A 24650-nucleotide genomic window follows, 5' to 3' on the forward strand; every position below is an offset into this window, starting at 1 on the left:
GCTTCTGCCTTTTGAAAGATCTGGTAGAGCATCCCTCGTGCCTTGCTGATGTAAGAATCCGAGCGGCCATCGCGCCGCATCCCTTTCAGGAAGTTTTCGATGTCGATGGGGCGTATGACGGTCAAGGGGCGATGGTAAAATCCCTCTTTGTGCATGCGTCAAGGTTGGATGATGGTTCATCAAGCACATAAACATCTGGGTCAATCGCCGCAGCCGATCCGCAGGCGATTTTTTGCTTTTCACCGCCGGATAAAGAAAAAATACTTCTATCAAGCAGCGGCTCCAGCTTTAACTGTGCAGCTACACGCTTTACCCGGTCACGCACAATATCTTCAGGCATTCCGTGGTTTTCCGGGCCGAAAGCCAGTTCGCTGGTCGTGTCCACATTGAAAAACTGAGAACGCGGATTTTGAAATACAGAACCGACTTTCAGAGAAATATCAAACAGTGACAGGTCACGGGTATCCTTTCCATCCAGATAGACGGAGCCGGTATAAGTCCCCTCATGATAATGGGGGATCAAGCCGTTAAACAACCGGGTCATGGTTGTTTTCCCACAGCCGGAAGTCCTGCAGAGCAGAACAAAAGAACCGTCCTCAATAGTGCAGGAAATATGTTTCAAAGCGCCACCGACCTGCCTCTCACTGTCGGGAAGGGTACTGGCAGGATAAGAAAAGGACACATCTTGACATTCAATCATTTCCTTCACCCCCTTGCGGCAAGCACATAGATTTGCGCTGCAAATGCTCCCAGACAGATCAGCAGGAAAATAACATCCTGCACATGAAAACCCAGCTTACAGATATTCGTCCGTTTTACCGGGCCTCCCAATCCCCGCGTAAGGGCTGCCTGGGACAGTTCCTCTCCGATTTTGACGGAGCAGATCATCATGGGGACAATCCGATACTCTAAAATCGCACCGACTTTTCCACCACCAAAGCGGACGCCACGCATCCGCATGGCGTCCCCAATAGCGCTCCATTCTTCCGCAACCGAGGGAAAGAAGCGAAACATCACGGACATAGGAATGGTGATCTGCTGCGGCAGGTGGAGCCGTTCCATCGCCGCAACAAATTCGCTGACCGTGGTTGTCGTTACCACGAAATATCCCATGACCACGCTGGGGGTGAACCTCAGCAGAATGCCAACAATGGCTACTGCAATGTAGTTTGCTACGCCAGCCAGTCGGGACAGACCGAACATTTCCAGGCACAGACTGCCTCCAAAAATCAGGATATAGAGAACAGCGCCTTTCCATTTTCTGGCCGCTGACAAAAGTAACAGCGGGATCGCCGCCAACACGATGATGTAATACTGCATGATACCTTCATACGAACCGCCTAAAATAAAGACAGCTATGGTAATCAGTACCGCCAGTTTTGTCCGGGGGTCTAATAAAATTCCGCTATTGTTTTTTTGACTTGCAAGAAGTTCGCAGCTCATTATACAATTCCTGCCCGCTCAAAATGCTTTTTGAAAATCTTCCGTCCAATCAGACCGCCGACAAGACCGCTGACGAAAGCGGCGATAAGCAATACCGGCAAAATCCAGTCGGGCATATAAGCCATAAGCGTATCGGCATATTCCTGGCCGTAGCCGGGGAGCAGGTTCTGGTAGTAAGCGTTACGCGTTACAACGATGGGAATAAACGCCCCGATGACCCACATGGAAAAAACGCCGTGAATCAACACTTCGCGCTTGGCATTTTTGTAGTCACAGGCTTTCATCATAAAATCGGAAATCAGCCCGAAGATCAGCCCGGTAGGGATGCACCACCAGCCCATGACGGTCAGCAGCATAATGATACCCAGCAGCACTCCGCAGATGGTAAGCATACCGAATTTCTTAATTTTGGAGAAGAACAACATCATCGGAATACCGCCGACAAGCGGCACGATTACGCTGATAAGCGGAATAAAGATCGGGATAAAACCGATAGACGCCGCTGCGAAAATGACGACAAAGTAAATCGCCGTAAAAATACCGATGTTGATTAAGTCTTTTCCTTGCAATTTGTTGTTCATTGCGAAACCTCCTAACATGATTACTTTCGTCTTGGTTAGTTCTCGTCAACCAACCCTAATGATAATAGCATAAATTCAGCTGTGCTTCTATGCACATATCGGTATTTTAAGCCCGTATAGCAAGGAGTTTTTTCGCTCTGCCAGAATATCCATTGACCGGGAGTTTTCTCGCAGGTATAATAATATCAACGATTTTGCGTGATGAAAGGGGCGAAGCAGTTGCGTAACATGATATACAACATTTTAGAAAACAGCGATGCTGTTTCTGGTGTGACCTTGAAAAACAGTCCAAATAGCAGCACATTGCTTTTGGATCGGGCAGATGGCAAGGGACGCATGACATTCCATACGCTCTTTCCGGGGCTGACTTTGGCTTTTATTTTTGTAAATGCTCCTGTGTGGCCGGAATCAGAAGCCAACTCAGAGTTAAGGCCATTATGGATAAACTATTGTATTTCTGGCAGAAGTGAACTGCTTCTCGATGATGGCTCATACATTTACCTGAAGGAAAACGACTTTTGTATCAGTGGGCAGACAGCGCAGAAAGAGTACATCTTTCCCACACGGCAATATCAGGGCATAAAAATATACTTTGACCTGTCACTTCTTTTACAGTCCTGCGGTGAACTTTTGAAATCTTTTTCACTTGACCTCCCTACGCTGGAAAAAAGTTATTGTGGCAACCATAAGACATATATCAACGAAGCGGACAGCGAGCTGGAAAATATATTTCAAAAACTCTGGCGGCTATCCGAAAGACCCTCTGCCTTCCATTTGCAAATCTATACTCTTGAACTTCTCCACCGGCTTCTTAACATGGAAATCCGGCCTCCGAAAACTTGCGGCTTCTACACGGAAACACAGGTTGAAATTGCAAAAAGGGCGGCACAAATCCTTTCTGATGACCTTCGTCAGCACATCCCTGTAAGACAGATTGCAGAACGATTTTCGGTCAGTGAAACCAGCCTGAAAAATTATTTTAGAGGCGTATATGGACAGAATATATCCACCTGGCTGCGAGAAATCCGTATGAACGAAGCCGCAAGGCTTCTTTCGGACACAAAGCGTCCGATTGCCGAAATATCCGAACAGGTCGGCTACTCTAATCAAGGAAAATTTGCAGCCGTGTTCAAAAAGCAGTTTTGTCTTTCTCCGCTGGAATACCGGCGGTCAAAGAATTTGGGAAATATATAAGAGTAAAGCCGGGATTTGCCACTTGTCAGCAAAATCCCGGCCTTACTTATGCTTAAAATTTCATGCGTAAATCAATTCTTGAAAAATAACTTCCTCCGCCTGTGCTTTCAGCGTGTTCATCAGCCCCACCCAGCGCATGGGGTCACGGGCTTTCAGTTCCTCGGTGACGCCCGCCGCCTCCATCATGCGGGGCAGCATGGCGTCCGTCCGCTCCCGCACCGCCCGGTCAATCTCCAACAGGTGCGGGTACAGCTTTTCGCTCAAAATCAAGCTGCTGTAAAGGCCGGGCCGGTGTTCCTTTAGGTAGCGTTGCCGCATACGGACATATTTTCTCACCGGTGAGGAACGCAAGCTGATCCGCAACGAGGTGTTCCGTTCGGTGGAATGGATCATGTTGGATCGGGGCGTGATCGACGAAGAAATCGCAGAGCAGCGTATTCTACCCCTTTTACCGGAGCGTCTGCACAGTGCAGCCCGTGGGCTGATCGAAAAGTGGGACGACCCCATCGTGCCAGTGGAGGGAATGCTGGAGCTTTTGCAGGCACTGAAAGCAAAGGGCTACCGTCTCTACCTACTTTCCAACGCTGCCACCCGTCAGCCTATCTACTGGGCACGGGCAGAGGCCAGTAAGCTGATGGATGGTGTCCTGATCTCCGCAGAGGTCAAGCTGTTGAAGCCCGACTCGCAGATCTACCGCACCTTCCTACACAAGTTCGCCCTTCGCCCGGAGGAATGCGTTTTTATTGACGATACGCCATCAATGTGGAGGGTGCACTCTACGAAAACATGGCAGGCATCGTGTTCAACATGGATGTTCCTGCCCTTGCCGAGAGCCTGCGCACTCTGGGCGTGGAATGGTAATATCCAATTTGGAGAAATGATTATGGTGGTCTGGATTGGTTTGATACTTTTGATTTGTGCTGGATTCTCTGCTTATGCGGGGGCATCCCAGTTGGAACAGGCAAAACAACATGCGAAGTGTTCTTTGAACGCTTTTACTTTGTGTCATTCCGGCATCCAGAAGCTTCTGGTGGAAGGTTCTGCTGGTGTACTGGAATCCTCGGTCACTGTGGAACAGTGGGTGAGCATCTGGATTTTCCAGAACAGCTTTATCAAGCGTATCAGAGGGCGAATGATCTGTCAGACTAAACGGCTCCCAACGAATGCGATGCTTTTAGCTTGCGTCTTTCTGTTCGTCAAGAATGCGCCAGCCGTCCATCAGGTTTGAATTCTCCATAATAAAGGTGTGGGCAGTATCCTGTCCCCACGAGTTGTCGTATTTCAGCATCAGATAATCGCTCAACTCGGTTCGATTTTTGAACTTCAACAAGCGATACGGCTCCTGAAAAGCGACCTTTTCAACGAAATATACTGCATCCGATGTGGGAAGCATAACGCCGACATGACCGATCATAAGAGAATTGTCCGTTTCAGAGAACTGATCGTGCAGGACTACGGAGACGAGACGGATCTTATCATCTTCTACGAAGGAGAGACCGCGTTTCTTCCATTCCTGTTGAATCGTTTTCAAATGGGTAGGAATATCGGTCGTATTGGTGGTTTTAACTGGGGCGAACAGCGCATCAAATTTTTGCCGTTCATCGCCGCAAAGGGATTCCGGGTCAGAATCCAGTGTTTCATAGTCCATAAACAGGGTGTCCTCAGCTGAGTCAAGGTCTGCCTTGCCCGTGACAGTGATAAAATCACCGAACAGCCCACAAGCGGTGATTCGACAGTTCCAGCCGGGGAAGGTATCGTATTTTTCTGTCCATGCGTCCTGCATGGAGTAAGGATCGTATTTCAGATCCGAAGGCTTGGCGTTTTCAAAACCTGTGGTGAGCCATGCCGGGTCCACAACATTGTTGAACTTTTGCACATGATCAAAGAAGGTCTGTATCCGTAGGTCGGATACGCCGGCATCCTGCAAAAGTTTGGAAAGAAGAGCCTGTGTATTAGAATCTGCCAAATTGGAGTATTCAATTTGCTGAAGGACGGGCTGAGAAGCTTTTTGAGTGCAGCCCCCTGCCAGAAGCGCACCGCAAAAAAGTGCAGCGGAGCAGACAAGAAAAGTTCGACGTTTCAAAAATGGTCACCTCGTTGTGTTTTTCGGAAAGTTTCTTTGAGTGCCGGAGTCTCCACCATAAGCGAAGAGAGCAACGCCGTTGGTCTCGTAACGAATGGTATCACAGATAAACAAAGAAAATCAATGACTTCTGTCGTATTTGACCCTATATAATGCTGCAGTATCCATATCCCATACGGCTAACGCCCATTTGGAGAAAGACAATGCGGCAGTTTTCTGAACGATTTTCTTCATGTCGGACACAACAGGAGTATACCCAAGTTGGAATAAGATTTTTCCGTTTTTTCCGATGGAAGGTTCAAATCGCTTTCCAGTTTGAAAATGGTGTAACGTCAAACGTTGGGGGTTGTATAGGAACCGCCTGCAAAAGCCTGAAAACGGTGCAGGCAAAGCAATGCAGCCCCCAAAAATCGGCTTCAGTAAAAAGAAAAGCACCTTACTTCAAACGAAGTACAGTGCTTTTTTGGTGGAGCATTGTCCACAGCACTCGAACCCAACACTTCCTCACGGGTGACCGTTTTGGCATCATCCGTGAAGTTGAAATTGAGTACGACCCGGTCATCAAAGACGTAGACCGAGTTGACAAAGGTATCAATGATCTGCCGCTGGTGTTCCGTGCTGCCCACGTCACCCTTGCGGAATTTTTCAAGCCAGAACCGAATCCACTCACGGGTCAGGACGGGCTTTTTCAGCTCTTCTTCCAGAATGCTGGTGTTCAGGGCTTCTTTCCGGGCTTCCAGCTCGTCCAACCGCTGCTTGGTGGTCGGGGTCAGGATGCCCTGTTCAATGGCTTCCAGAAGGTTTGCGAGTCGTTTCTCCGTATCCCGGAGTTGTTCTTTCAGAACAGGCAGCCGGGTGTTCTCCTGCTGCTGGGCTTCCATGACCAAATCTATCAGCCGTTCGATGATTTCATCGCTGAAAATCACCTTAATGGCAGTGTCCACCACGAACCGTTCCAGCGGCTCCTTGCGGATGGCTTTCAGGTCGCAATGCGCCTTGCCGTGGCGTTTGGCGTTGCCGCACTTGTAGTAATAGTAGGTGTTTCCCATGTGGCTGGTGCCGCTTTCGCCACCCATCAGGGTGCCGCACTTGCCACAGAACAGCTTGGTGGTCAGCAGATATCTCACATCCTCTTTTGCAGGCCGACCATGGGCGATCCTGTTCTGCTCAAAACGCTGCTGCACCCGGTCAAACAGGTCCTGGTCAACAATGGCCGGAATGCCGCCCGGCGTCACAATGTCCTTGTAGCGGTATTCGCCGATGTAGCGGCGGTTGCGGAAGATCTGGAAGAAGCTGTTCTTCACGAACGGCTTTCCGGTGCGGGTACGCAGGCCGCGCTCGTTCAGGGATGCCGCAATCTTCTCAGCCGGTTCGCCGTCGGCATACCGGGTGAAGATTTCCTGCACGATGGGAGCCGTCTCCGGGTCGATATGGTACAGCCTGTCCTCCTTGCCAATGGTGAAGCCCAGCGGCACCACACCGCCGTTGTACTTGCACTGGAGGGCATTTTCGCGCTCACCGCGCGCCACTTTCAGGGCGAGTTCGGCGGAATAGTATTCCGCCATGCCAATCAGCATACTCTCCACCATAATGCCTTCAGGCCCCTGCGAGATGGGTTCCATGGCAGACACCAGATGGACACCGTTCTTTTCCAGCTGGTACTTGTAGTTCACGGCATCGAATCGGTTCCGGGCAAAGCGGTCCAGCTTCCAGACCAGAACCACATCGAAGATTTTCTTTCCGCTGTCTTTGATCATCCGCTGAAAGTCCGGGCGGTCATCCGTTTTGGCAGAGTAGGCACGGTCAATATAGGTGCCGACCACGGTGATGCCGTTCTTCTCGGCGTAGTCCTTGCAGTCGCGCAGTTGTCCTTCAATGGACGCTTCTCGCTGGCTGTCAGATGAATAGCGGGCGTAGATCACGGCGGTCATGGTTGCACCTCCTTGGCGTGTATTCGACTTGCCTTTATAGTATCGGGTCAAGCGCAGCTTGTCAACAATCTGCGAGCAGATTGAAATGTGAAAATTGCGAAACGCAGCGAAAAAGCTGAGAGCAAGAATCGTCCCGTGGCCACAAATTTTCAATTCTTGAAAATTCTTGCCCCTTTGGGACAGCTTCTTGTTGGGGCGTGCCTGCCCCAAACCCTGCTAGGAACGAGTACAGCAAACTGGAATTTATACCCGGTACTTGTCTCGATTTATAGTCATATCAACCAAATGAAATACAAGTAAGATAATAAAAAAAACGAAAGCTATTATTATTCCTGCGCCCGGCTTGATAAAATCAATTATACCGCCAAGACAAAAGAGCATTGCCCATGTCTTAATCCGTTTTCCAGTAACTCTGCATATTTTCTCTGTGTTTAATCCAGTATAATCTCCTGATAAAAACAGCACACTTCTTTCTGTATTCCTTGATTTGATAAAAAATCTTCCAACAAAAAAGAGAACAGTTGCCATCAGTAAATCAATAAATATAATTATTATTTTCATTTTCAACACCTCTAATTCTAAGTTCACAACTTCCAATTTACTGGGCTAAGCCGAGTATACCACACTCCTCCATGAAAGAACACCCCGATATAGTGAAATTTTTCCATTTTTCTGCGTACGTGCGTACACGCTCCGCAGGGATTCCAAAGGGGCTATGCCCCTTGGCACACAGACTTTGGAACAAAGTCTAGTGTGTTACACCTTGCCAGAGGTGTACACGCTCTCCCGGTACGCACGTACACAGCGATTGCCCCCAATGCGTCATATAGGGTGACGACCAAGTTCGCACAAAGCGAACTTGATTCCTCAAAGCAAAAGGCAGGATACCACCGTCATAGTGATACCCTGCCTTTGCTCGTTTAACGCTCTGTGTAGTCCTTCCGCAGAATTTCCGATAAACAAAAAACGTACCCGAACCCTTTCTCGTAAAGAATCGGGTTCGAGTACGAACTGTATGGTGGAGAATACCGGGATCGAACCGGTGACCTCTTGCATGCCATGCAAGCGCTCTCCCAGCTGAGCTAATCCCCCACATGTTTGGTTTCGTGTCTTGCGACGTGAGTTATTATACCAGCAGGAAGGGACGCTGTCAACACTTTTTTCGAATTTCCTGCGAAGTTTTTGCAGAGAAAAGCGCCCCGGCGGGCGGTGGACCTGCCGGGGCGCGATGGTGCGTGAAAAATCAGGCCTTGGTGTACTGGCGGTCGAAGATCTGCGGGGCCACCTTGATGAGCAGCACAGCGGCCACCACGGTGAGCAGGGTCTCCGGCAGCATGTAGCTGGCATTGTAGACCAGGCTGTAGGTCCAGGCACTCAGGCCCTCGTTCAGGTTGCCCCAGACGAGCACACCGGAGAGGAAGCTGCACAGGAAGCGCAGCACACCGGCCATAAAGGTGCCGAAAGCCACGCCGACCATCCGGTTTTTGAAGGGGCGGGCAAACAGCTCAGCCGTGCCCAGCGCCATGAAGGCGATGAGGTAGTCCAGCAGGACTTCGCCCAGGAAGTACAGGAAGGTGGGCGTCGGGGGTGCCCAGAAGCCCAGCAGCATTTGCAGGCAGCCGTTGACCAGGCCGGTGAACAGGCCCCACTTGACGCCATGGCGGAAGGACACCAGCACAAAGGGCAGCATGCTCAGCAGGGTGACGCTGCCGCCGTTGGGCATGGTGAAGATCTTGATGTTCGACAGCACGGTGCCGATGGCGATCATCAGGGCGCACTCCACCAGAATGCGGGTCTTGGAATAGGAATTCGACATTTTGGATTCGCTCCTCTAAAAATATAGTACACAAAAACAAAATACGCCTGCGATCAGCAGGCGTAGAGGCTTCGTTTGTGAAAGATGGGAACATTCCGCAAACTACCTACGCCGGCATTACCCGGATCAGGTTCAAGGGTACTCCGCAGTGCGCGGATCTCAGCCTTTCGGCGCCCCTGTTTTCATGTCCGTCTCCCAGTATAGTCGTCCGACGCCAAAAGTCAAGCCCCGGCGGGCATATTGCGCCCCTCTGCCTCATATTTTTTACCAAGGAGTCTTGCGGAGGAGGGGACAGGGCATGAAAGTGGAACCGGAACAGCGGGCTGCACTGCTGGGGGAGTACATCGCAAAAAACAGCGCAACAGTGCGGACCGCAGCGCGGGCGTTCGGGTGCAGCAAATCCACCGTGCACAAGGATGTTTCGTCCCGGCTGCGGCGGGTGGACCCCGACTTATTCCAGCGGGTGCAGGCAGTGCTGGCCCGGAACAAGGCCGAGCGGCATCTGCGGGGCGGAGCGGCCACCCGCCGGAAATACGGCAAAAAATAAGAGCGGCGGCGCATCCTTATATATAGGTTGTATAAGGGTGTGCCGCTTTTGCTGCTATTTGCTGCGGAATTGTTCCAGCGCGGCCTTTTCGAGCCGGCTGACCTGCGCCTGGCTGATGCCGATCTCCCGCGCCACCTCCATCTGCGTTTCGCCCTTGAGGTAGCGCAGCTCCATGATCCGCTTTTCGCGCGGGGTCAGGGACGCGACGGTCTCCCGGAACTGCAGGCCGCTGATCCAGCTGTCCTCGCCGTCGGGGTCACGCACCTGGTCGATGACATACATGGCGTCGCCGCCGTCGGTATAGAGCGGCTCCTCAAGGCTGAGCGGTTCCACCACCGACTCCAGCGCCGCCGTCACCTCCCGGCGGGACAGGCCCGCCTGCTGCGCGATCTCGTTCACCGTAGGCTCCCGGCCCAGCTGCTTTTCCAGCCTCTCCCGCGCCTGCATGGCTTTGTAGGCCGTATCCCGCAGCGACCGGCTGACCCGCAGGGCGTTGTTGTCCCGCAGAAAGCGGCGGATCTCGCCGATGATCATCGGGACGCCGTAGGTGGAGAACCGCACGTTCTGGGCCGGGTCAAAGTTGTCAATGGCCTTGATCAGCCCGATGCAGCCTACCTGAAACAGGTCGTCGAGATTCTCGCCTCGCTGGGCGAACCGCTGTACCACGCTGAGTACCAGCCGCAGGTTGCCCTCGATCATCTGCTGGCGGGCGGCGGCGTCGCCCGCATGGGCCCGCGTCAGTAGCTCCCGCTTCTGTGCTTCGGTCAGGACAGGCAGCTGTGCCGTATCCATCCCGCAGAGCTCGACTTTGTTGTACATCCGCGCCCCTCCGGTTTCGTTTTGACGTTACCGGAAGTATGGGGCGGGGGCAGGGGAATCATGCGTGGGAATTTTTGCCCGCTCAGTCCTCCAGCTTCTTTTTCAATTCCCGGATGATGCGTTTTTCGAGGCGGGAGATGTAGCTCTGGCTGATGCCGAGGGCATCGGCGGCCTCTTTCTGGGTGCGCTCGACGCCGTCCAGCAGCCCGAAGCGCAGTTCCATGATCTGGCGCTCCCGCGGGGAGAGCAGGGCCACCGACTGCCGGAGGGTGGCCCGCTCGGCACTCTGTTCGAGCCGCTGGCTGACCAAATCCTCGTCGCTGCCGAGGATGTCGGAGAGAAGCAGCTCGTTGCCGTCGCCGTCCACGTTCAAAGGCTCGTCGATGCTGGCCTCCTGGCGGCGGTTGGAGCTTTTGCGCAGATACATCAGGATCTCGTTGCCGATGCAGCGGCTTGCGTAGGTGGCGAGTTTGATGTTTCGTTCCGGCGTGAAGGTGTTGACCGCTTTGATCAGCCCGATGGTGCCGATGGAGATCATGTCCTCGGCAGGGACGCCGGTGTTCTCGTACTTTTTGGCAAGGTAGACCACCAGCCGCAGGTTGTGGGTGATGAGGTCATCCCGCGCGGCGCGGTCGCCCGCCATCATCCGGGCGAGCAGGGCTTTTTCCTGCTCCGGCGTCAGGGGCGGCGGCAGGCTGGGCGCCCCGGCGACATAGTGGGCAGCGCCGGGGCAGACGAACAGGACGTACAGCCGACGGAAAAACGATAACAGGTGATTCAACGAAAAGCCTCCTTTTTGTGGGCGGGATTCTTGGGTGCTGCCAATGAGGGCGGGAACCGGTAGGGTAAACCTCTCAGTCTCGCCTGCGGCTCGCCAGCTCCCCTGGTAGGGGAGCCACTGGCGAGTCGGTGATGGTTGTGCTGGACGAGCAAAGTTTTCTGCTTCCGGAAACGGCTGGGCTCCGCTGTCTCAATTCACGACTGCTTGCCCAGCACTCTTTGGTAGAGCGTAGTCCCGCAGTCGCTTCCAATGAGAACAGGGCCCGCTGCCTTGCGCCCAATTTGAGCCCAAGCGAACAGCAGGGCTGGCCCGGCCTGCCAAGGGCTCCCCTATCAGGGAAGCTGGCGGGCGCAAGCCCGACTGAGAGGTTCAACGGCTCATCGGAACGCAGCATCGGGCACAACGGCAGGCGAGAGCAACAGCTCCCAGCCGCCCGGAGGGGGCGGAAGGTCACAGAAGGCTGCATAGAGCGGCTGAGCCGGAGCCGAAGCCAGTACAGCCGGGACGGCGGGAAGAATGCAGTGCCCGGACACCGTGGTGCAGGGGACGAACCGCAGGCCGAGTTCGGGCGGCGGCAGGGTGGAAGGGGCCGCGAAGTAAGCGGATAAGTAGGTGTGCAGCGGGCCGGGCAGGGCGTTCTGCACGGCGGCAAAGCGTACGAGTACGACCTCCCGGCCTGAAAGCGGTTCCTGCACCGAGAAACCGGTGTCGCAGAAGGCCCGGAGCGGGAGGGATGCGCTGCCAATTTGCAGAGTGACGGGAAACGTCTGCCCGCCGTTCCGGCCCAGAAACCGCAGGATACCCTGCACAGCCAGATACACGCCCCCGGCGCAGACCAGCAGCAGCCCCGGCGAGAGGGGAAGGTAGATGCTGAAATTGTTGGCCTGTGCGCCGGGCAGAAGCACGGCTCCCGTCAGCGCAAAATGAAGGGCTGCGAACCATGCCAGAAGCCGCAGAAAACACCGCCCGCCCGGAAACCCATAGCCAAGCAGGACGATGCCGACCCCGGAGGCCAGCTGATACCCGACTGACACCGGCCACGGCAGGGCAGGGGCCAGCAGGATGAGGGAGGCTGCCGCCCCGGCCAGCGCCCCGCCTACGACCCGCCCGCCCGACGTGCTCACGCCGCACAACAGCCCCGCCGCCAGCAGAAACAGCGCTGTCGTGAGAAAATTGACCAGCAGAAGAACATCGAGATAGATCACGGCCCGGATAAGCCCCGCCCCCTTTTGGGAGATTATAGCAGGAGGAGGACGAAAAATTTGCAGGAAACGGGGGAGGTGGACTTTCTGCGAGGCGCACACCTCCCCGCCTGAAAGCTTTTTTCATAAATTTTCGAAAAAGACTTGCAAAATATAGGCAAAAGAGGTATAATCCTACTCGCAGCAGCTTTTACCGCTGTAAAGCTCTGGATATATGCCTCTTTAGCTCAGTCGGTTAGAGCACCTGACTGTTAATCAGGGTGTCGCCTGTTCGAGTCAGGCAAGAGGCGCCAACAAATCGGCGGCGGGGATCACACCTGCCGCCTTTTTCATGGATGCGGGTTGTAACTATTTTGTGACATCTTTCACACTTTCTTCAAAATTAACGGTTTCTTAAAAAATGTCCTCTTGAAGAAGCTGTCAGATTGTGGTATACTGCATCTAAGCTTTAGGAAGCTTCCTGAAGCGCTTGGTAGATCAAAGGGTAGGCGCTCCCTTCTTTTTGATAGCAGCTTGGCCTCTGCTTTGCCTTGGTTCTCCGCAGGGCAGGGCAAAGCAGAGGGCTATGCGCTGCTTTTGATGGGGCGTGACAGAACCTTTTCTCCTGCGTCAAAATCTGCATCCTGTCTGCTATCTGTGTGATGCGTACAAAGTCTTACTTGTACATTTCCGCACAATGTGCTAGAATATGGAAGGCAGTTTTGAATATTAGAACACAGAGAAGAGATCGTTTCCGAAGGTTGTCGGTCTCTTGTAAAGGAAACATCTATGCGTTATACCTATGTGCGGCAGCACGACACGACCGACTGTGCAGCTGCCAGTCTCGCAATGGTGTGCCTCCATTACAAAAAGGAAATCACCATCACCCGCTTACGCGATATGATGGGAACCGACATGAAGGGCACGAACCTCGTGGGCCTGCAGAAAGCCGCCAATGAGCTTGGCTTCAACACGGCCGCCGTCCGAGTGGACCGCGAGAATTTTCTGAGCGATTTCACACTTCCCTGCATTGCGCAGGTCATCACCGACCAGGGGTTGACCCACTTTGTGGTCATCTTCAAGAAGACCACGATCAAGGACGATGATGCCCGCCGCAAGCATGTGTTGAAGGAAGAAGAAAAAAAGGCTGATGCTTCCAAGAAGTACAAGTGCAAGGATTATGTCGTCATCGGCGACCCTGCCAAGGACCTCGAAAAGATCAGCCTGGACGACTTCTATAAAAACTTCACTGGCGTTCTGCTGCTGATGAACCCCACATCGGAGTTCAAGGGCGGCAAGGCAAAGAAAGCTGGCACCAGCATCAACGGCACCAGCACCGATGCAAACGCCAAGGAGGATAAGAGCACCGGCAAGTACCACATGCTCAAACGGTATTTTGACCTGCTCTGGCCTCAGAAAAAACTTTTTATTTATGCAATCCTCTGTTCGGTGATCCTTACGGTCATCGGCATCGTCTCCACAGTGTTCAACAAAGCACTGATGGATGAAGTGCTTCCGTATGGGTTGAAGAACTTACTCGTCACCTTGATCCTCGTGTTCAGCGTGGTCAACCTCACGAGCAACCTGCTCAGCACGGTTCGCCAGTGGATCTTGATCTTCCTGTCCATCCGGATCGACATTCCGCTGATGCTGGGATACTTCGAGCATGTGTACAAACTGCCGATGAAGTTCTTCGCAACGCGGAAGACCGGTGAGATCACCACCCGTTACTCCGATGCAAGCACCATCAAATCGGTCCTGACCAACATCGCGATGACCATCGTGATGGACGTGGTGATGGCCGTAGGCGTTGGCATCGTGCTGTTCCGGATGAACTCCTCGCTGTTCTCACTCACCCTGTTCAGCACCGCGCTGAGCCTGCTCCTCGTCATCATCTTCAAGCAGCCGTACAAGCGGATCAATGAAGAGACGATGCAGCAGTCCGCAATGCTGAACAGTCAGATGATCGAGAGCCTGCGCGGCATTGAGACCATCAAGTGCAATGCCTGCGAAGACCGCGAGCTGGAAGCGCTGGAACGCGAGTACATCAAGAGCCTGAAGATCAGCCTCCGGTCCAGCAAGATCAGCACCGGCCAGTCTCTGGTTTCGATGGTGATTTCCACCCTGCTGAATATGGTGACCACTTACGTGGGCATCATGCAGGTGTTGAACGGTGAGCTGACACTGGGCGGCTATATGGCATTCACCACGCTGTCCGGTTACTTTACTTCTCCGGTGAGCGACCTGATCTCGATGCAGATGTCGATTCAGGAAGCCGATATCTCCATGAAGCGACTGACTGAGATCATGGATTATGAATCGGAACAGGCCGAAGATGAAGAGCACACCGAGATGGAGCAGATCGAAGGCGACATCGAATTCAAAGATGTCACGTTCCGATATGGCAACCGCAGCCCCGCACTGAACCACATCTCCTTCACTATCCCGCAGGGGCAGAAGGTGGCACTGGTCGGCAGCAGCGGCAGCGGCAAATCGACCATCACCAAACTCCTGCTCAAGTATTATGAGCCGGAGAGCGGCGAAATTGATGTGAACGGTATCAACCTCAATGAGTATACCAACGCATCGGTACGTCGTGCGATTTCTTACGTCCCGCAGAATGTCGAGCTGTTCAGCAAGACTCTGTTTGAGAATATCCGGATCTCGCGTCCGGAAGCTACCCTTGAGCAGGTCAAGGACGCTGCCAAGAAGGCAGATGCACATGAGTTCATCCGCAAGCTGCCGCTGCAGTACAACACCTATCTGGAAGAAGCCGGCAACGGCCTGTCCGGTGGTGAGAAGCAGCGCATTGCTCTGGCTCGTGCGTTCCTGAAGGACTCGAACCTCTACATTCTGGACGAATCGACCAGCAGCCTGGACTTTGGCACAGAGAATACCATTTTTGATATGATCTACAACCAGCTGGCTGACAAGTCGATGCTCATCGTGGCACACCGCCTGTCCACTGTTCGTGACTGCGACCAGATCCTGGTCATGGATCACGGCGAGATCGTGGAGCGCGGCACACACGATGAACTGCTGGCAAAACAGGGCAAGTATTACGAGCTTTGGAACTTGCAGCAGGGCATCTTCCGCCGCAAGAAGGAAGAGCCGAAACCCGTTGCTCACGCCGCAGTGGTCGAGGAAGACGACGATGGCGGTGAGGCGATCACTTATTAAGTTGCAATCGAGTGCGCACTCGATTACATAAAAATGGCTTTGGATGGTTGCGCAGCCTGAAGAAGTCCTAAATTCGATTCAATCATTTGAAGGGAGTAATTCATTATGATGATGCCTGCAAACTACTCTGTTATCGCAGAGAACGAAATGACCTATGTTGTTGGTGGTGGCGTGATCGAGGCTATCGGCGCTGTTACCGCTCCGATCTGGACCGCTGCTAACGTCAAGACCTTCAACACCAACATTGTTACCCTGGTGGGCAACGCTTTTGTTGACAACTTCGTCCACGGCACCGTTGGCTATGTCTTCTCTGAGGGCGCTTCTTGGAAGGGCCTGGGCGAGAGCCTGAAGGGCACCTTCGTTGCTAAGAACGGCCAGGCTGGTGAGACCTTCGCTAAGGTTCTGGGCAATGTTGCTGCTATCTACAACCTGGGCAACGCTACCGTCGCTAACAAGGCTGGCGACGTTAAGCTGTTCAAGTCCACTCCTTCCGCTAAGTACACCTTTAAGGATGCGGATGGCAATGTCGTTGGCTCTATTTGGTAATTAACCAAGCCTGAATAGGTAGAGTATTTCATTTGCACCGCCCTACATTGTAGGCGGGGCTGATGATAATGCCTCGTAATGGTGTGCCAGGAGGCGTAAGCCTTCTGGCACACCTTATTTTTATAATGTCACTTATTATATCCCCTTGAAAAGCGTGGATGCAGACGGTCTGTCTGCGGCACCGGAGGGGTGTAATAGGTGATCGTGTGTGGAAAATAAGAAACAAAACGGAAACGCGTCATGTAGTACAACCTCTCAGTCGGGCTTACGCCCGCCAGCTCCCCTGGTAGGGGAGCCCTTGGCAAAGAGGTGAAGTTTACGGAATGCCAAAGCCTCTCCTACCAGGAGAGGTGTCACCGCAGGGGACGGAGAGGGTGTACGAAGGAAAGCCTGCCGGAAAACGGTAAAGCAAAAACGGAAACGCGCCATGTAGTACAACCTCTCAGTCATCGCTTCGCGATGCCAGCTCCCCTGGTAGGGGAGCCACTGGCGAAGAGGCGAAGTTTACGGAATGCCAAAGCCTCTCCTACCAGGAGAGGTGTCACCGCAGGTGACGGAGAGGTTGTACGAAGGAAAGCCTGCCGGAAAACGGTAAAGCAAAAACGGAAACGCGCCATGTAGTACAACCTCTCAGTCATCGCTTCGCGATGCCAGCTCCCCTGGTAGGGGAGCCACTGGCGAAGAGGTGAAGTTTACGGAATGCCAAAGCCTCTCCTACAAGGAGAGGTGTCACCACAGGGGACGGAGAGGTTGTACAAAGGATAACCTGACCGTGAGGTGCGCTTATGCCTGTGACAAACCTGCCCTATGATTCGCGGTTGAATGAGCGAGCGAAGGATCTGCGACGGAAAATGACCCCGCAGGAACGCAAACTATGGTATGCGTTTTTGAGAACCTATCCGGTGAAAATCTACAAGCAGAGAGTCATAAAGTTCTTTGTGGTAGACTTTTACTGCGCTGAGGCAAGATTGGTTATTGAACTCGACGGCTCGCAGCATTATACTGAACAGGGCAAAGTTTACGACGAGGAACGAAGTGCTATCATGGAAGGCTATGGCATTGAGGTGTTGCGATTCTCAAACCGCGAGGTGAATCAGCAATTTGATGCGGTATGTGAACGCATTGATGAACGGATTAGCTGCCGGATGGCTGAACCGTGAAACGGAACGGAAACGTGGCATATAGTACAACCTCTCAGTCGGGCTTACGCCCGCCAGCTCCCCTGGTAGGGGAGCCACTGGCGAGGAGGCAAAGTTTGCAGAATGCCAAGGCCTCTCTTACAAGGAGAGGTGTCACCGCAGGTGACGGAGAGGTTGTACGAAGGAAAGCCTTCCGGAAACCGCAGAGCAAAACGGAAACGTATCATGTAGTACAACCTCTCAGTCATCGCTTCGCGATGCCAGCTCCCCTGGTAGGGGAGCCTCTGGCGAGGAGGCGAAGTTTGCGCAATGCCAAAGCCTCTCCTACAAGGAGAGGTGTCACCGCAGGTGACGGAGAGGTTGTACGAAGGAAAGCCTGCCGGAAACCGCAGAGCAAAACGGAAACGCGCCATGTAGTACAACCTCTCAGTCTCGCCTACGGCTCGACAGCTCCCCTTGTAGGGGAGCCCTTGGCAAAGAGGTGAGGTTTGCGCAATGCCAAAGCCTCTCCTACAAGGAGAGGTGTCACCGCAGGTGACGGAGAGGTTGCACGAAGGAAAGCCTGCCGGAAAACGGTAAAGCAAAACGGAAACGTGTCATGTGGTACAACCTCTCAGTCAGCGCTTACGCGCTGCCAGCTCCCCTGGGAGGAGAGGCGTCACCGCAGGTGACGGAGAGGTTGTACAACGGCAGACCTTCCGGTCAAAATGAAGCCCCAATTTATTTTCCATAGACGATGACCTATTGCAAAATCTAAAGAAACAGGTGGACGATACCATGAGAGAAATTCAAGTTGCAGAACACAAGACCCTGAAGCTGACCAATGTGCTGTCGCGCAAGGTGGAAGTTGAGGATATGGGCAATCTGGCCATTGTGCTGACCCAGATGCAGAACTTTATCCGCAGCCATGACGCCATGCCGGTTGGCCCCATCGTGCAGTGCGTGAAGATGCGCAAGGGCCCCAACCCCACGGCGGAGATCTACTTCATGCAGCAGGTCAACCAGCTGATTCCCCGGCTGGACCCCGGCTACCAGATGGACGCTCTGCTGCGGGTGCGCAACTGCCTGTATGCCCACTACACCGGCCCCATGAGCTACAGCAACCTCGCCAGCCAGAAACTGGATATCTATGCGTTCGAGCATGAGATCGAGACGACCGGCGATTCGTACAGCGTCTATGTCAATCAGGACGACGACAACGGTGTGCTCGACGTCTTTATGGAGACCAAGTGATTATGACGACCATTCAGAACCTTTCCGACCTGCAGGATCGCCGCATCATGATGGAAAAGCGTGTGCCGCCCTTTGGCTACGCGATGATCCTTCTGGTGGCGGGCCTGCTGGTCTTCCTGACCATCTGGAGCACCCAGAACTACCGCACCTACGTCAGCCAGTCGACCGGCACGGTGCAGGCAAGCAACAAGACCTATATCATGTCCAGCTACTCCGGCTCCATCACTGAGCTCAACATCTCGGAGGGCAGCTATGTCAACGAGGGCGACCTCATCGCCCATGTCAAGAGCACCGACATCGACATGCAGCAGGACAGCTACAAGAGCCAGCTGGAGATCTATCAGAAGCAGAAGGCACAGTATGAAAAGCTGCTGAAGTCCATTCAGGACGACACGAACTATTTCAGTGAGACCGACCTGGACGACCAGCCCTACTATTACCAGTATGAGAGCTACAAGAGCCAGGTGCAGCAGAAGGCCTTTGACGCTTCGCCCTATCAGGCGGCGGGTTACTCCGACGAGCAGATCAAGGCCCTGATGGAGCAGAACCAGAGCGAGATCGAGGCGCTGTACTACTCCACGCTGCAGTCCATCACCAGCAATCTGACCAGTGTGCAGACCAACATCGACAACATTCAGGCCCAGCTGGATACGCTGGCAAGCGGTGCGAACGATTACTACATCTATGCGCCCACGTCCGGCGTCATCCACATGGACACCCCTTATAAGGTGGGCATGGTGCTGAGCGCCGGTTCGGCACTGGCCACCGTGGCCAGCGAGAACAGCGATCAGGAGATCGTGGCGGCCCTGACCGTCAGCGACCGCCCGCTCATCAACGTGGGCGACCCCTGCAAGATCGCCATCACCGGCCTGTCGGAGTATTCCTACGGCAACCTGACCGGCACGGTGACTTCCATTGACAGCGATGTGACCTCCACCGAGTCCGGCTCGTACTACAAGATGACCATCAAGCCCAACAGCACCTACGTGGTGAGCAACAGCGGCGACAAGGTCGATCTGGCCAACGGCATGAGCGTGACCGCCCGTGTTGAGTACGACAAGCTGACTTACTTTGAATATGTCATGGAGGCCCTGGGCGTTTTGTTCCGTTAAACAGCGTCCGCAAACTCAACGCCCAAAGAGGTACGATAGAATGAAACTGAACCCGAAACAGCTGGCCGTAAGCGCCGCCCTGCTGGGCCTTCTGGCCGCAGGCGCAGCGCTGCCCGCAGCCGCAGCCAGCCCCATTTCTGCCCCGGCTGCCATCACCTTCCCGTGGAGCCCTGTGGCGGCCGAGAGTGTGGAAACAGGGGACTATGCCCCCACTATGACCGTGGGCACGGCCCAGCAGCTTTCGCCGGTGGTCCAGCCGCAGAAAGCCGCCAGCCGAAACGGCGTGAGCTACGTTTCCGATAACCCGAACATCGTTTCGGTCGGGGAGGACGGCGTGGCGCAGGCGGTGGGCCTGGGCACGGCGAACATCACGGCCACCTGTGGCGATGTCAGCTGCACCTATACCATCACCACCCAGCCCGACAGTTCGATGATCGCGACCGAGATGGACATCACGCTGGCCTCCAGCACCATTGCCGTGGGCGACACCACGTCGCTCTCGCTGGCAGTGCTGCCCACCACGGCGGCAAATTATATCAGTGTCTCGCTGAGCTCCTCCGATCCCGGCGTGGCCACCGTGAACAACTTCGGCAAAGTGACCGGCGTGGCCCCCGGCAAGGCGACCATCACGGCCACCGCCGGGGATGTGACCTGCTCGGCGACCGTGACCGTCGTGGCGGCCTCCTCCAGCTCGGCGTCCACCGGCCCGGTGGAGTCCATCTCCCTGAACACGAACTACATCGTGCTCAAGCCGGGGGCTTCCGGCACCATCACCGGTTCGGTGGCACCGTCTTCGGCCTCCCAGAAGCTGACCTTTACCAGCAAGGATAAGAAGATCGCCACCGTGAACGGAAGCGGCGTCGTGACCGGTGTTGCCACCGGCGCGACCTCCATCATCGTTTCCAACGGCAAGGTCTCTTCGTCGGTGACGGTCATCGTCAACCGCACGGCATCTGCGTCCGGCAACGGCACGGACAGCACCGGGGAGGGGATGACTCCGGCGGAGACCGACCCCATCGTGGCCTCCATCGAGAATGCGGCTTCTGATACCATCTCCTACCCGCAGAGTCAGGTCCCGGTGCTGACCACTGCGATGCTGAACGCTCTGCGCACCACAGGCCGCACCCTCGTGCTGGAAGCGGAGGACTACACCCTGACCGTGGACGGCTCCACCATCCGCAACACTACCAGTGAGGTGAACACCGCGCTGACCTTTGCGCCCGACGAGTACGGCCTGCGCTTCACCCTGAACGAGGGCGAGGCCATGCCCTGCGGCGTGACCATCACCATGACCGGCGAAAATGCCGGGTACAGCCGCCTGTACCTGCACAACGCCGTGAGCGGGAAGTGGCAGTTCCTCAACAGCTACAAGGACGGCGTGGCACACGCCGATGTGGCGGGCGAGTATCTGCTGACCAACCAGAATCTGCGCTTCACCAGCATCAATTGGACCTTCTTCATCGGCGCAGGCATCCTTGTAGTGGCCTGCCTCATCGCGTACGTCGCGGTCAAGAAGCGGTACTGGTTCTGGTAATTCCGCAGGGGATCAAAACTGAAAACGCAAAAAGCGATGGCCGATTCGGGCCATCGCTTTTTTGTGTTGGAGCGTTTTGCCTTATAGTTTGAAATACCCCGCCGGTTCATCGTCCTGGCTGCGGTGCTCCATCAAAAAGGTATCGAGCCAGCGGCCATGGCAGTCCCGCGCAATGCGCTCGCGGCGGCCCACCAGGCGGAACCCGCATTTCAGGTGCAGGCCTTTGGACGCTGCATTGTCCTGCAAGACCGTGGATTGCAGCGTCCAGTAACCGGCCGCTTCGGCCTGCTGGCAGAGGGTGGTGAGCAGGTGATACCCCAGCCCTCGGCCCCGGAACCGTTCGCCGATGTAGATGCTGACCTCGGCTACGCCCCGGTAGCACCAGCGGGGGTCGACCCGGTGCAGGGCCGTCCAGCCTGCCAGGACGCCATCGTCCTCCACGACAAGGCGGCATTCTTTGATGTGGGAGGCATCCCACGCGGGATAGGGCGGGCAGTCGGTCTGGAAGGTGGCATGCTCGGTGGCGATGCCTTCCAGATAGATCTTGGATACGGTCGGCCAATCTTCCGGCGTCATGGGCCGGACTGTGATCTCATTCATACGTTCCCCTGAACGGAGCCGCAATGCTCCGCGATTCCTCAAAATTTCTTCCGATTCTTTCAGTATAGCAGACTTTCCGGCAAAGTACAATGTTTTTAGCCGGAAACTGCACGCCTGCCCGGCAGTTGGCCGCCGGGCGCGGTGGCTTCGCGCGGGAGGCGTTCTTTTTTGTCTGAGATACCTTTTCGAAAACGGCCGGTTGTGCTACAATAGAAGAAAACTCTGGCTGCTTTCGCTCGTGCAGAGCGTGATGACAGCCCGGTTGGAGGAGACGTGCGCTCCGGGCCGGGGCAGCGAAAAGGAGAGTGCCGATGAAAAACATCCTGAGACGGCTGGCCGTGCTGTTCTGCCTGATGCTGGCACTGGCCCTGCCCGCCTTTGCCGAAGGGGAAAAGGGCGAGGCCAACATCACCCCGCAGACCACGATGAAGGAACTGCGCGAAAACCCCAGCATCAAGGGTGCGGGCATTTACACCTATGTATATGTCTGGGAGCGGGATTGTGGACTGCTGAAAAGCAGCAAAGACAACGATACGATGCTGGAAGTGATCGGAAAAGAATCCATCAACAGCTGTGTGGCTGGGATGAACTTTCTGATCGACACGTATAATACAGGAACACAAATTACGTACAAACTCTATACGCCGGAAGAAATTGCAGAGGACAAGACGCGCGACCATGCGGAACTCTATTATTTCCCGGCAGATAAGCCCAATGCAAAATATGCGGTCGTGCTTTCGGGCAACGCCCTGTTTTACAGCGGCGAGATGCGGGGCGGTGTTTCCACTGCATGGGAACTGCATCAAAAAGGATATGCGGTATTTGCACTTCGGTATCGGATCGGAAGTGAAGCAAAGGACAACGCACCGATTCAGGACCTTGGCCGTGCGATTCAACTGATTACGGCCAACGCAGAAAAATTCGGGGTCCAGACGGAAGATTATGCGCTGCTGGGATATTCTTCCGGTGGTCAGATTGCGGGCGTATTCTGCGGGCAAGAAGTGGGATATCCTCGTTATAATGTGCCTCGGCCCGGCGTACTGCTGTTGGCGTATCCGATCAATAATTTCTATGAAGCAAAACCGATTTACCGTTGGCTGATCGATACGTATTCGGAAGATCTGCGTTACTACGATTATAATATTTCCGGCTGTGTGACACCGGATTTTCCGCCAACATATTTCTGGTATGGGTTGAATGACATTTTGTTGATGGCCTTCAATTATTATGAGCAGGGCCCGGCACTTCAAAAAGCACTGGCGAGAAATGGTGTTCCGTACCACGAAAGTGTGTACAAACGTGCGTTCCACGGTATTGGCATAGCAGAGGAAACGGATGCAGAAGGCTGGCTCAACGATGCCACCGCCTTCTGGAAAGAGCAGACCGTGCAGGCGCAGCAGCCTGCCGCATAAGGATCAAGAAAGGAAGCGTTGTAGGATGAAGAACTGGAACGAGACGTTCCGCAGCCTGAATGTGGGCCTGCCGGACGATGTGGAGCGGCTGAAAGCCGCCGGGTATTATCAGGAGGCCATCGAGCGGATCGACGCCTATCTGGCCGAGGACTGGACGGTGACCCAGAACAGCCCCCGCAGCCAGGGCGCGGAACCGGTGGGAGAGGAGCTGCCCCAGAACCCCACGCCCCACGGTGTGGAGGCCCTGCGGGACGCGATGCTGGCCCAGCGGGAGATGATGCGCCGCATCCCGGCAGAATACTGCTACACCGAGGACGAAGCCGTGGCCCGGATGCAGGGGATGGTGCGGGACTTCACGCGTGAGGAGTTCCGGCTTCTCGTGAAGGAGGGCCGGGTGGACTGGCGGTTCGTGGAAGGGGAGAAGCACTACCTCGACCGCTTTGCCGAAACGCTGCTGGCGACCCATGCCGACCTTGCCGCCCGCCAGATCGACCCGCCTGCCCCCGGCACCTCGGCGCGGGAGTTCCGCAACCGCCAGCATGAGCAGATGGAGCGGGACGGCCAGGCAAGCGCCCGCATCACCCTGAAGACCAGCGTTGGCATGTCGGACGAAGCCTTTGCCGCCGCACTGGCCGAGGCGAAGGCGGAGGGGCGGAACAGTGTGCATGTCCGCGCCTGGCTGCCCATCCCGGCCACCTGTCTTTCCCAGAGCGAGATCGAGCTGCTGGACTGCACCGAGCCGCCTGCCCGCATCGCGGACGAGAACGCGCCTCAGCGGACGGTCTTCTGGGAGGCCGACCTCACCGAGAACCGCCGCTTTGGGGTGGAGTACCGCTACCGGACCACGGCCGTCTACACAGACCCGATGGACATCCGGCCGGATGCACAGCAGCCGACCTTTGACACCGGCGAGGAAGCGCCGCACATCGTCTTCACGCCCTATCTGCGGGCGCTGGCCCACCAGCTGACCGACGGCATCACCGACCCGGCGGAAAAGGCAAAACGCATCTACGATTACGTCACCCTGAACGTGCGCTACCACTATCAGCCCGCCTACTTCGTGCAGGAGTGCCTGCCCGACCAGTGCGCCCGGAACCGCCGGGGCGACTGCGGCATCATGGCGCTGACCTTCATCACCCTCTGCCGTCTGGTGGGCATCCCGGCCCAGTGGCAGAGCGGCCTGTCCGTCTCGCTCACAGGTGTGGGCTGCCACGACTGGGCGATGTTCTACATCGCGCCCAAGGGCTGGATGTATGCGGACTGCTCGTTCGGCGCGTCGATGGCGCGGCAGGACGATGAAACGATGCGCCGCCACTACTTTGGCAGTCTGGACACCGGGCGGATGGTGGCGAACCGCGCCTTCGAGGCTCCCTTCGACCCGCCCATGACCGGCTTCCGCTCCGACCCCTACGACAACCAGTCCGGCGAATGCGAGGTGGACGGCGTGGGCCTGTACGGCGATGCCCTTGACACCCGCAAGGAACTTGTGAACTACGAATTACTGTAAAAAAACACCGG

At 55.1% G+C, this 24650-nt stretch carries 21 protein-coding genes, 2 tRNA genes, 2 pseudogenes and 1 riboswitch; of the genes and pseudogenes, 12 read left to right on the forward strand and 13 right to left on the reverse strand.

Annotated elements, in window-relative coordinates; genetic code table 11:
* Positions 1-154: 154 nt before the first annotated feature.
* From DWY95_RS14615 to DWY95_RS14625, 3 genes and pseudogenes are all read right to left on the reverse strand, one after another.
* Positions 155-700, reverse strand: a pseudogene (locus tag DWY95_RS14615) (ABC transporter ATP-binding protein); the annotation flags it as partial.
* A 5-nt stretch (positions 701-705) separates the two neighbouring features.
* Complete coding sequence (locus DWY95_RS14620) at positions 706-1443, reverse strand: energy-coupling factor transporter transmembrane component T (protein WP_118554077.1); 738 nt, start codon at positions 1441-1443, stop codon at positions 706-708.
* Positions 1443-2024, reverse strand: a complete 582-nt coding sequence (locus DWY95_RS14625) for an MptD family putative ECF transporter S component (RefSeq protein WP_118554078.1) — start codon at positions 2022-2024, stop codon at positions 1443-1445. Before DWY95_RS14625 ends, DWY95_RS14620 begins: the two co-directional genes overlap by 1 nt.
* Before the next feature lie 228 nt (positions 2025-2252).
* Between DWY95_RS14625 and DWY95_RS14630 the strand changes: the two genes are divergently transcribed.
* Complete coding sequence (locus tag DWY95_RS14630; protein WP_118554120.1) at positions 2253-3218, forward strand: AraC family transcriptional regulator; 966 nt, start codon at positions 2253-2255, stop codon at positions 3216-3218.
* A 60-nt stretch (positions 3219-3278) separates the two neighbouring features.
* Here DWY95_RS14630 and DWY95_RS14635 read toward each other — a convergent pair whose 3' ends face one another.
* Positions 3279-3611, reverse strand: coding sequence for a TnpV protein (locus DWY95_RS14635; protein WP_118554079.1), 333 nt, complete (start codon positions 3609-3611; stop codon positions 3279-3281).
* Here DWY95_RS14635 and DWY95_RS17570 point away from each other — a divergent pair.
* A pseudogene (locus tag DWY95_RS17570) lies at positions 3610-3966 on the forward strand (HAD-IA family hydrolase); the annotation flags it as partial. The gene DWY95_RS14635 and the pseudogene DWY95_RS17570 overlap by 2 nt on opposite strands.
* A gap of 426 nt (positions 3967-4392) precedes the next feature.
* On the opposite strand, the gene DWY95_RS14645 reads toward DWY95_RS17570, so the two are convergent.
* The 5 genes from DWY95_RS14645 to thiT form a co-directional block, all read right to left on the reverse strand.
* Positions 4393-5301, reverse strand: coding sequence for a DUF4300 family protein (locus tag DWY95_RS14645; protein WP_243082816.1), 909 nt, complete (start codon positions 5299-5301; stop codon positions 4393-4395).
* Positions 5302-5717: 416 nt separating this feature from the next.
* Entirely contained in the window at positions 5718-7232 is a 1515-nt protein-coding gene (locus DWY95_RS14650; RefSeq protein ID WP_118554081.1) for a recombinase family protein, read from the reverse strand.
* Between the two features lie 243 nt (positions 7233-7475).
* Positions 7476-7820, reverse strand: coding sequence for a hypothetical protein (locus DWY95_RS14655; protein ID WP_223382902.1), 345 nt, complete (start codon positions 7818-7820; stop codon positions 7476-7478).
* 428 nt (positions 7821-8248) lie between these two features.
* Positions 8249-8324 (reverse strand) — tRNA-Ala (locus DWY95_RS14665).
* 151 nt (positions 8325-8475) lie between these two features.
* Positions 8476-9048 (reverse strand): energy-coupled thiamine transporter ThiT, encoded by a 573-nt coding sequence (thiT, locus tag DWY95_RS14670; RefSeq protein WP_097793405.1) that lies wholly within the window; start codon positions 9046-9048, stop codon positions 8476-8478.
* Positions 9049-9134: 86 nt separating this feature from the next.
* Positions 9135-9236, reverse strand: a riboswitch (TPP riboswitch).
* 110 nt (positions 9237-9346) lie between these two features.
* On the opposite strand from thiT, the gene DWY95_RS14675 reads away from it, so the two are divergent.
* The gene (locus DWY95_RS14675) at positions 9347-9595 is read left to right on the forward strand and encodes a sporulation transcriptional regulator SpoIIID (protein WP_118554082.1); all 249 of its coding nucleotides are present in this window, start codon (positions 9347-9349) and stop codon (positions 9593-9595) included.
* Between the two features lie 54 nt (positions 9596-9649).
* Here the strand turns inward: DWY95_RS14675 and sigG are convergent, their stop codons facing one another.
* The 3 genes from sigG to DWY95_RS14690 all read right to left on the reverse strand — a co-directional run bounded on the left by sigG (position 9650) and on the right by DWY95_RS14690 (position 12400).
* Entirely contained in the window at positions 9650-10414 is a 765-nt protein-coding gene (sigG, locus tag DWY95_RS14680; protein WP_097793407.1) for an RNA polymerase sporulation sigma factor SigG, read from the reverse strand.
* An 82-nt stretch (positions 10415-10496) separates the two neighbouring features.
* The gene (sigK, locus tag DWY95_RS14685) at positions 10497-11186 is read right to left on the reverse strand and encodes an RNA polymerase sporulation sigma factor SigK (RefSeq protein WP_118554122.1); all 690 of its coding nucleotides are present in this window, start codon (positions 11184-11186) and stop codon (positions 10497-10499) included.
* 386 nt (positions 11187-11572) lie between these two features.
* A complete protein-coding gene (locus DWY95_RS14690) occupies positions 11573-12400 on the reverse strand; it encodes a sigma-E processing peptidase SpoIIGA (RefSeq protein WP_158577569.1) in 828 nt (275 codons plus the stop codon).
* A gap of 213 nt (positions 12401-12613) precedes the next feature.
* Here DWY95_RS14690 and DWY95_RS14695 point away from each other — a divergent pair.
* From DWY95_RS14695 to DWY95_RS14725, 7 genes are all read left to right on the forward strand, one after another.
* Positions 12614-12690 (forward strand) — tRNA-Asn (locus tag DWY95_RS14695).
* Between the two features lie 475 nt (positions 12691-13165).
* Complete coding sequence (locus DWY95_RS14700) at positions 13166-15556, forward strand: peptidase domain-containing ABC transporter (RefSeq protein ID WP_118554084.1); 2391 nt, start codon at positions 13166-13168, stop codon at positions 15554-15556.
* 105 nt (positions 15557-15661) lie between these two features.
* Positions 15662-16102: a hypothetical protein gene (locus DWY95_RS14705; protein WP_097793411.1), complete on the forward strand. Its 441-nt coding sequence runs from the start codon at positions 15662-15664 to the stop codon at positions 16100-16102.
* Between the two features lie 785 nt (positions 16103-16887).
* Positions 16888-17262 carry an endonuclease domain-containing protein gene (locus DWY95_RS14710; protein ID WP_118554085.1) on the forward strand — a complete coding sequence of 125 codons (375 nt, stop codon included), beginning with the start codon at positions 16888-16890 and terminating at the stop codon, positions 17260-17262.
* A 756-nt stretch (positions 17263-18018) separates the two neighbouring features.
* A complete protein-coding gene (locus tag DWY95_RS14715; protein ID WP_118554086.1) occupies positions 18019-18474 on the forward strand; it encodes a hypothetical protein in 456 nt (151 codons plus the stop codon).
* 2 nt (positions 18475-18476) lie between these two features.
* Positions 18477-19586, forward strand: coding sequence for an HlyD family efflux transporter periplasmic adaptor subunit (locus tag DWY95_RS14720; protein ID WP_242700216.1), 1110 nt, complete (start codon positions 18477-18479; stop codon positions 19584-19586).
* 40 nt (positions 19587-19626) lie between these two features.
* Positions 19627-21120: an Ig-like domain-containing protein gene (locus DWY95_RS14725; RefSeq protein ID WP_118554087.1), complete on the forward strand. Its 1494-nt coding sequence runs from the start codon at positions 19627-19629 to the stop codon at positions 21118-21120.
* Between the two features lie 81 nt (positions 21121-21201).
* On the opposite strand, the gene DWY95_RS14730 is transcribed toward DWY95_RS14725, so the two are convergent.
* The gene (locus tag DWY95_RS14730) at positions 21202-21720 is read right to left on the reverse strand and encodes a GNAT family N-acetyltransferase (RefSeq protein WP_118554088.1); all 519 of its coding nucleotides are present in this window, start codon (positions 21718-21720) and stop codon (positions 21202-21204) included.
* Between the two features lie 311 nt (positions 21721-22031).
* Here DWY95_RS14730 and DWY95_RS14735 point away from each other — a divergent pair, with 311 nt between their 5' ends.
* Positions 22032-23132 (forward strand): alpha/beta hydrolase, encoded by a 1101-nt coding sequence (locus DWY95_RS14735; protein WP_118554089.1) that lies wholly within the window; start codon positions 22032-22034, stop codon positions 23130-23132.
* 25 nt (positions 23133-23157) lie between these two features.
* Positions 23158-24639: a transglutaminase domain-containing protein gene (locus DWY95_RS14740; RefSeq protein WP_118554090.1), complete on the forward strand. Its 1482-nt coding sequence runs from the start codon at positions 23158-23160 to the stop codon at positions 24637-24639.
* Positions 24640-24650 lie beyond the last annotated feature (11 nt).

This window comes from Faecalibacterium sp. AF28-13AC (assembly GCF_003478405.1).
GTDB lineage: Bacteria > Bacillota > Clostridia > Oscillospirales > Ruminococcaceae > Faecalibacterium > Faecalibacterium prausnitzii_E.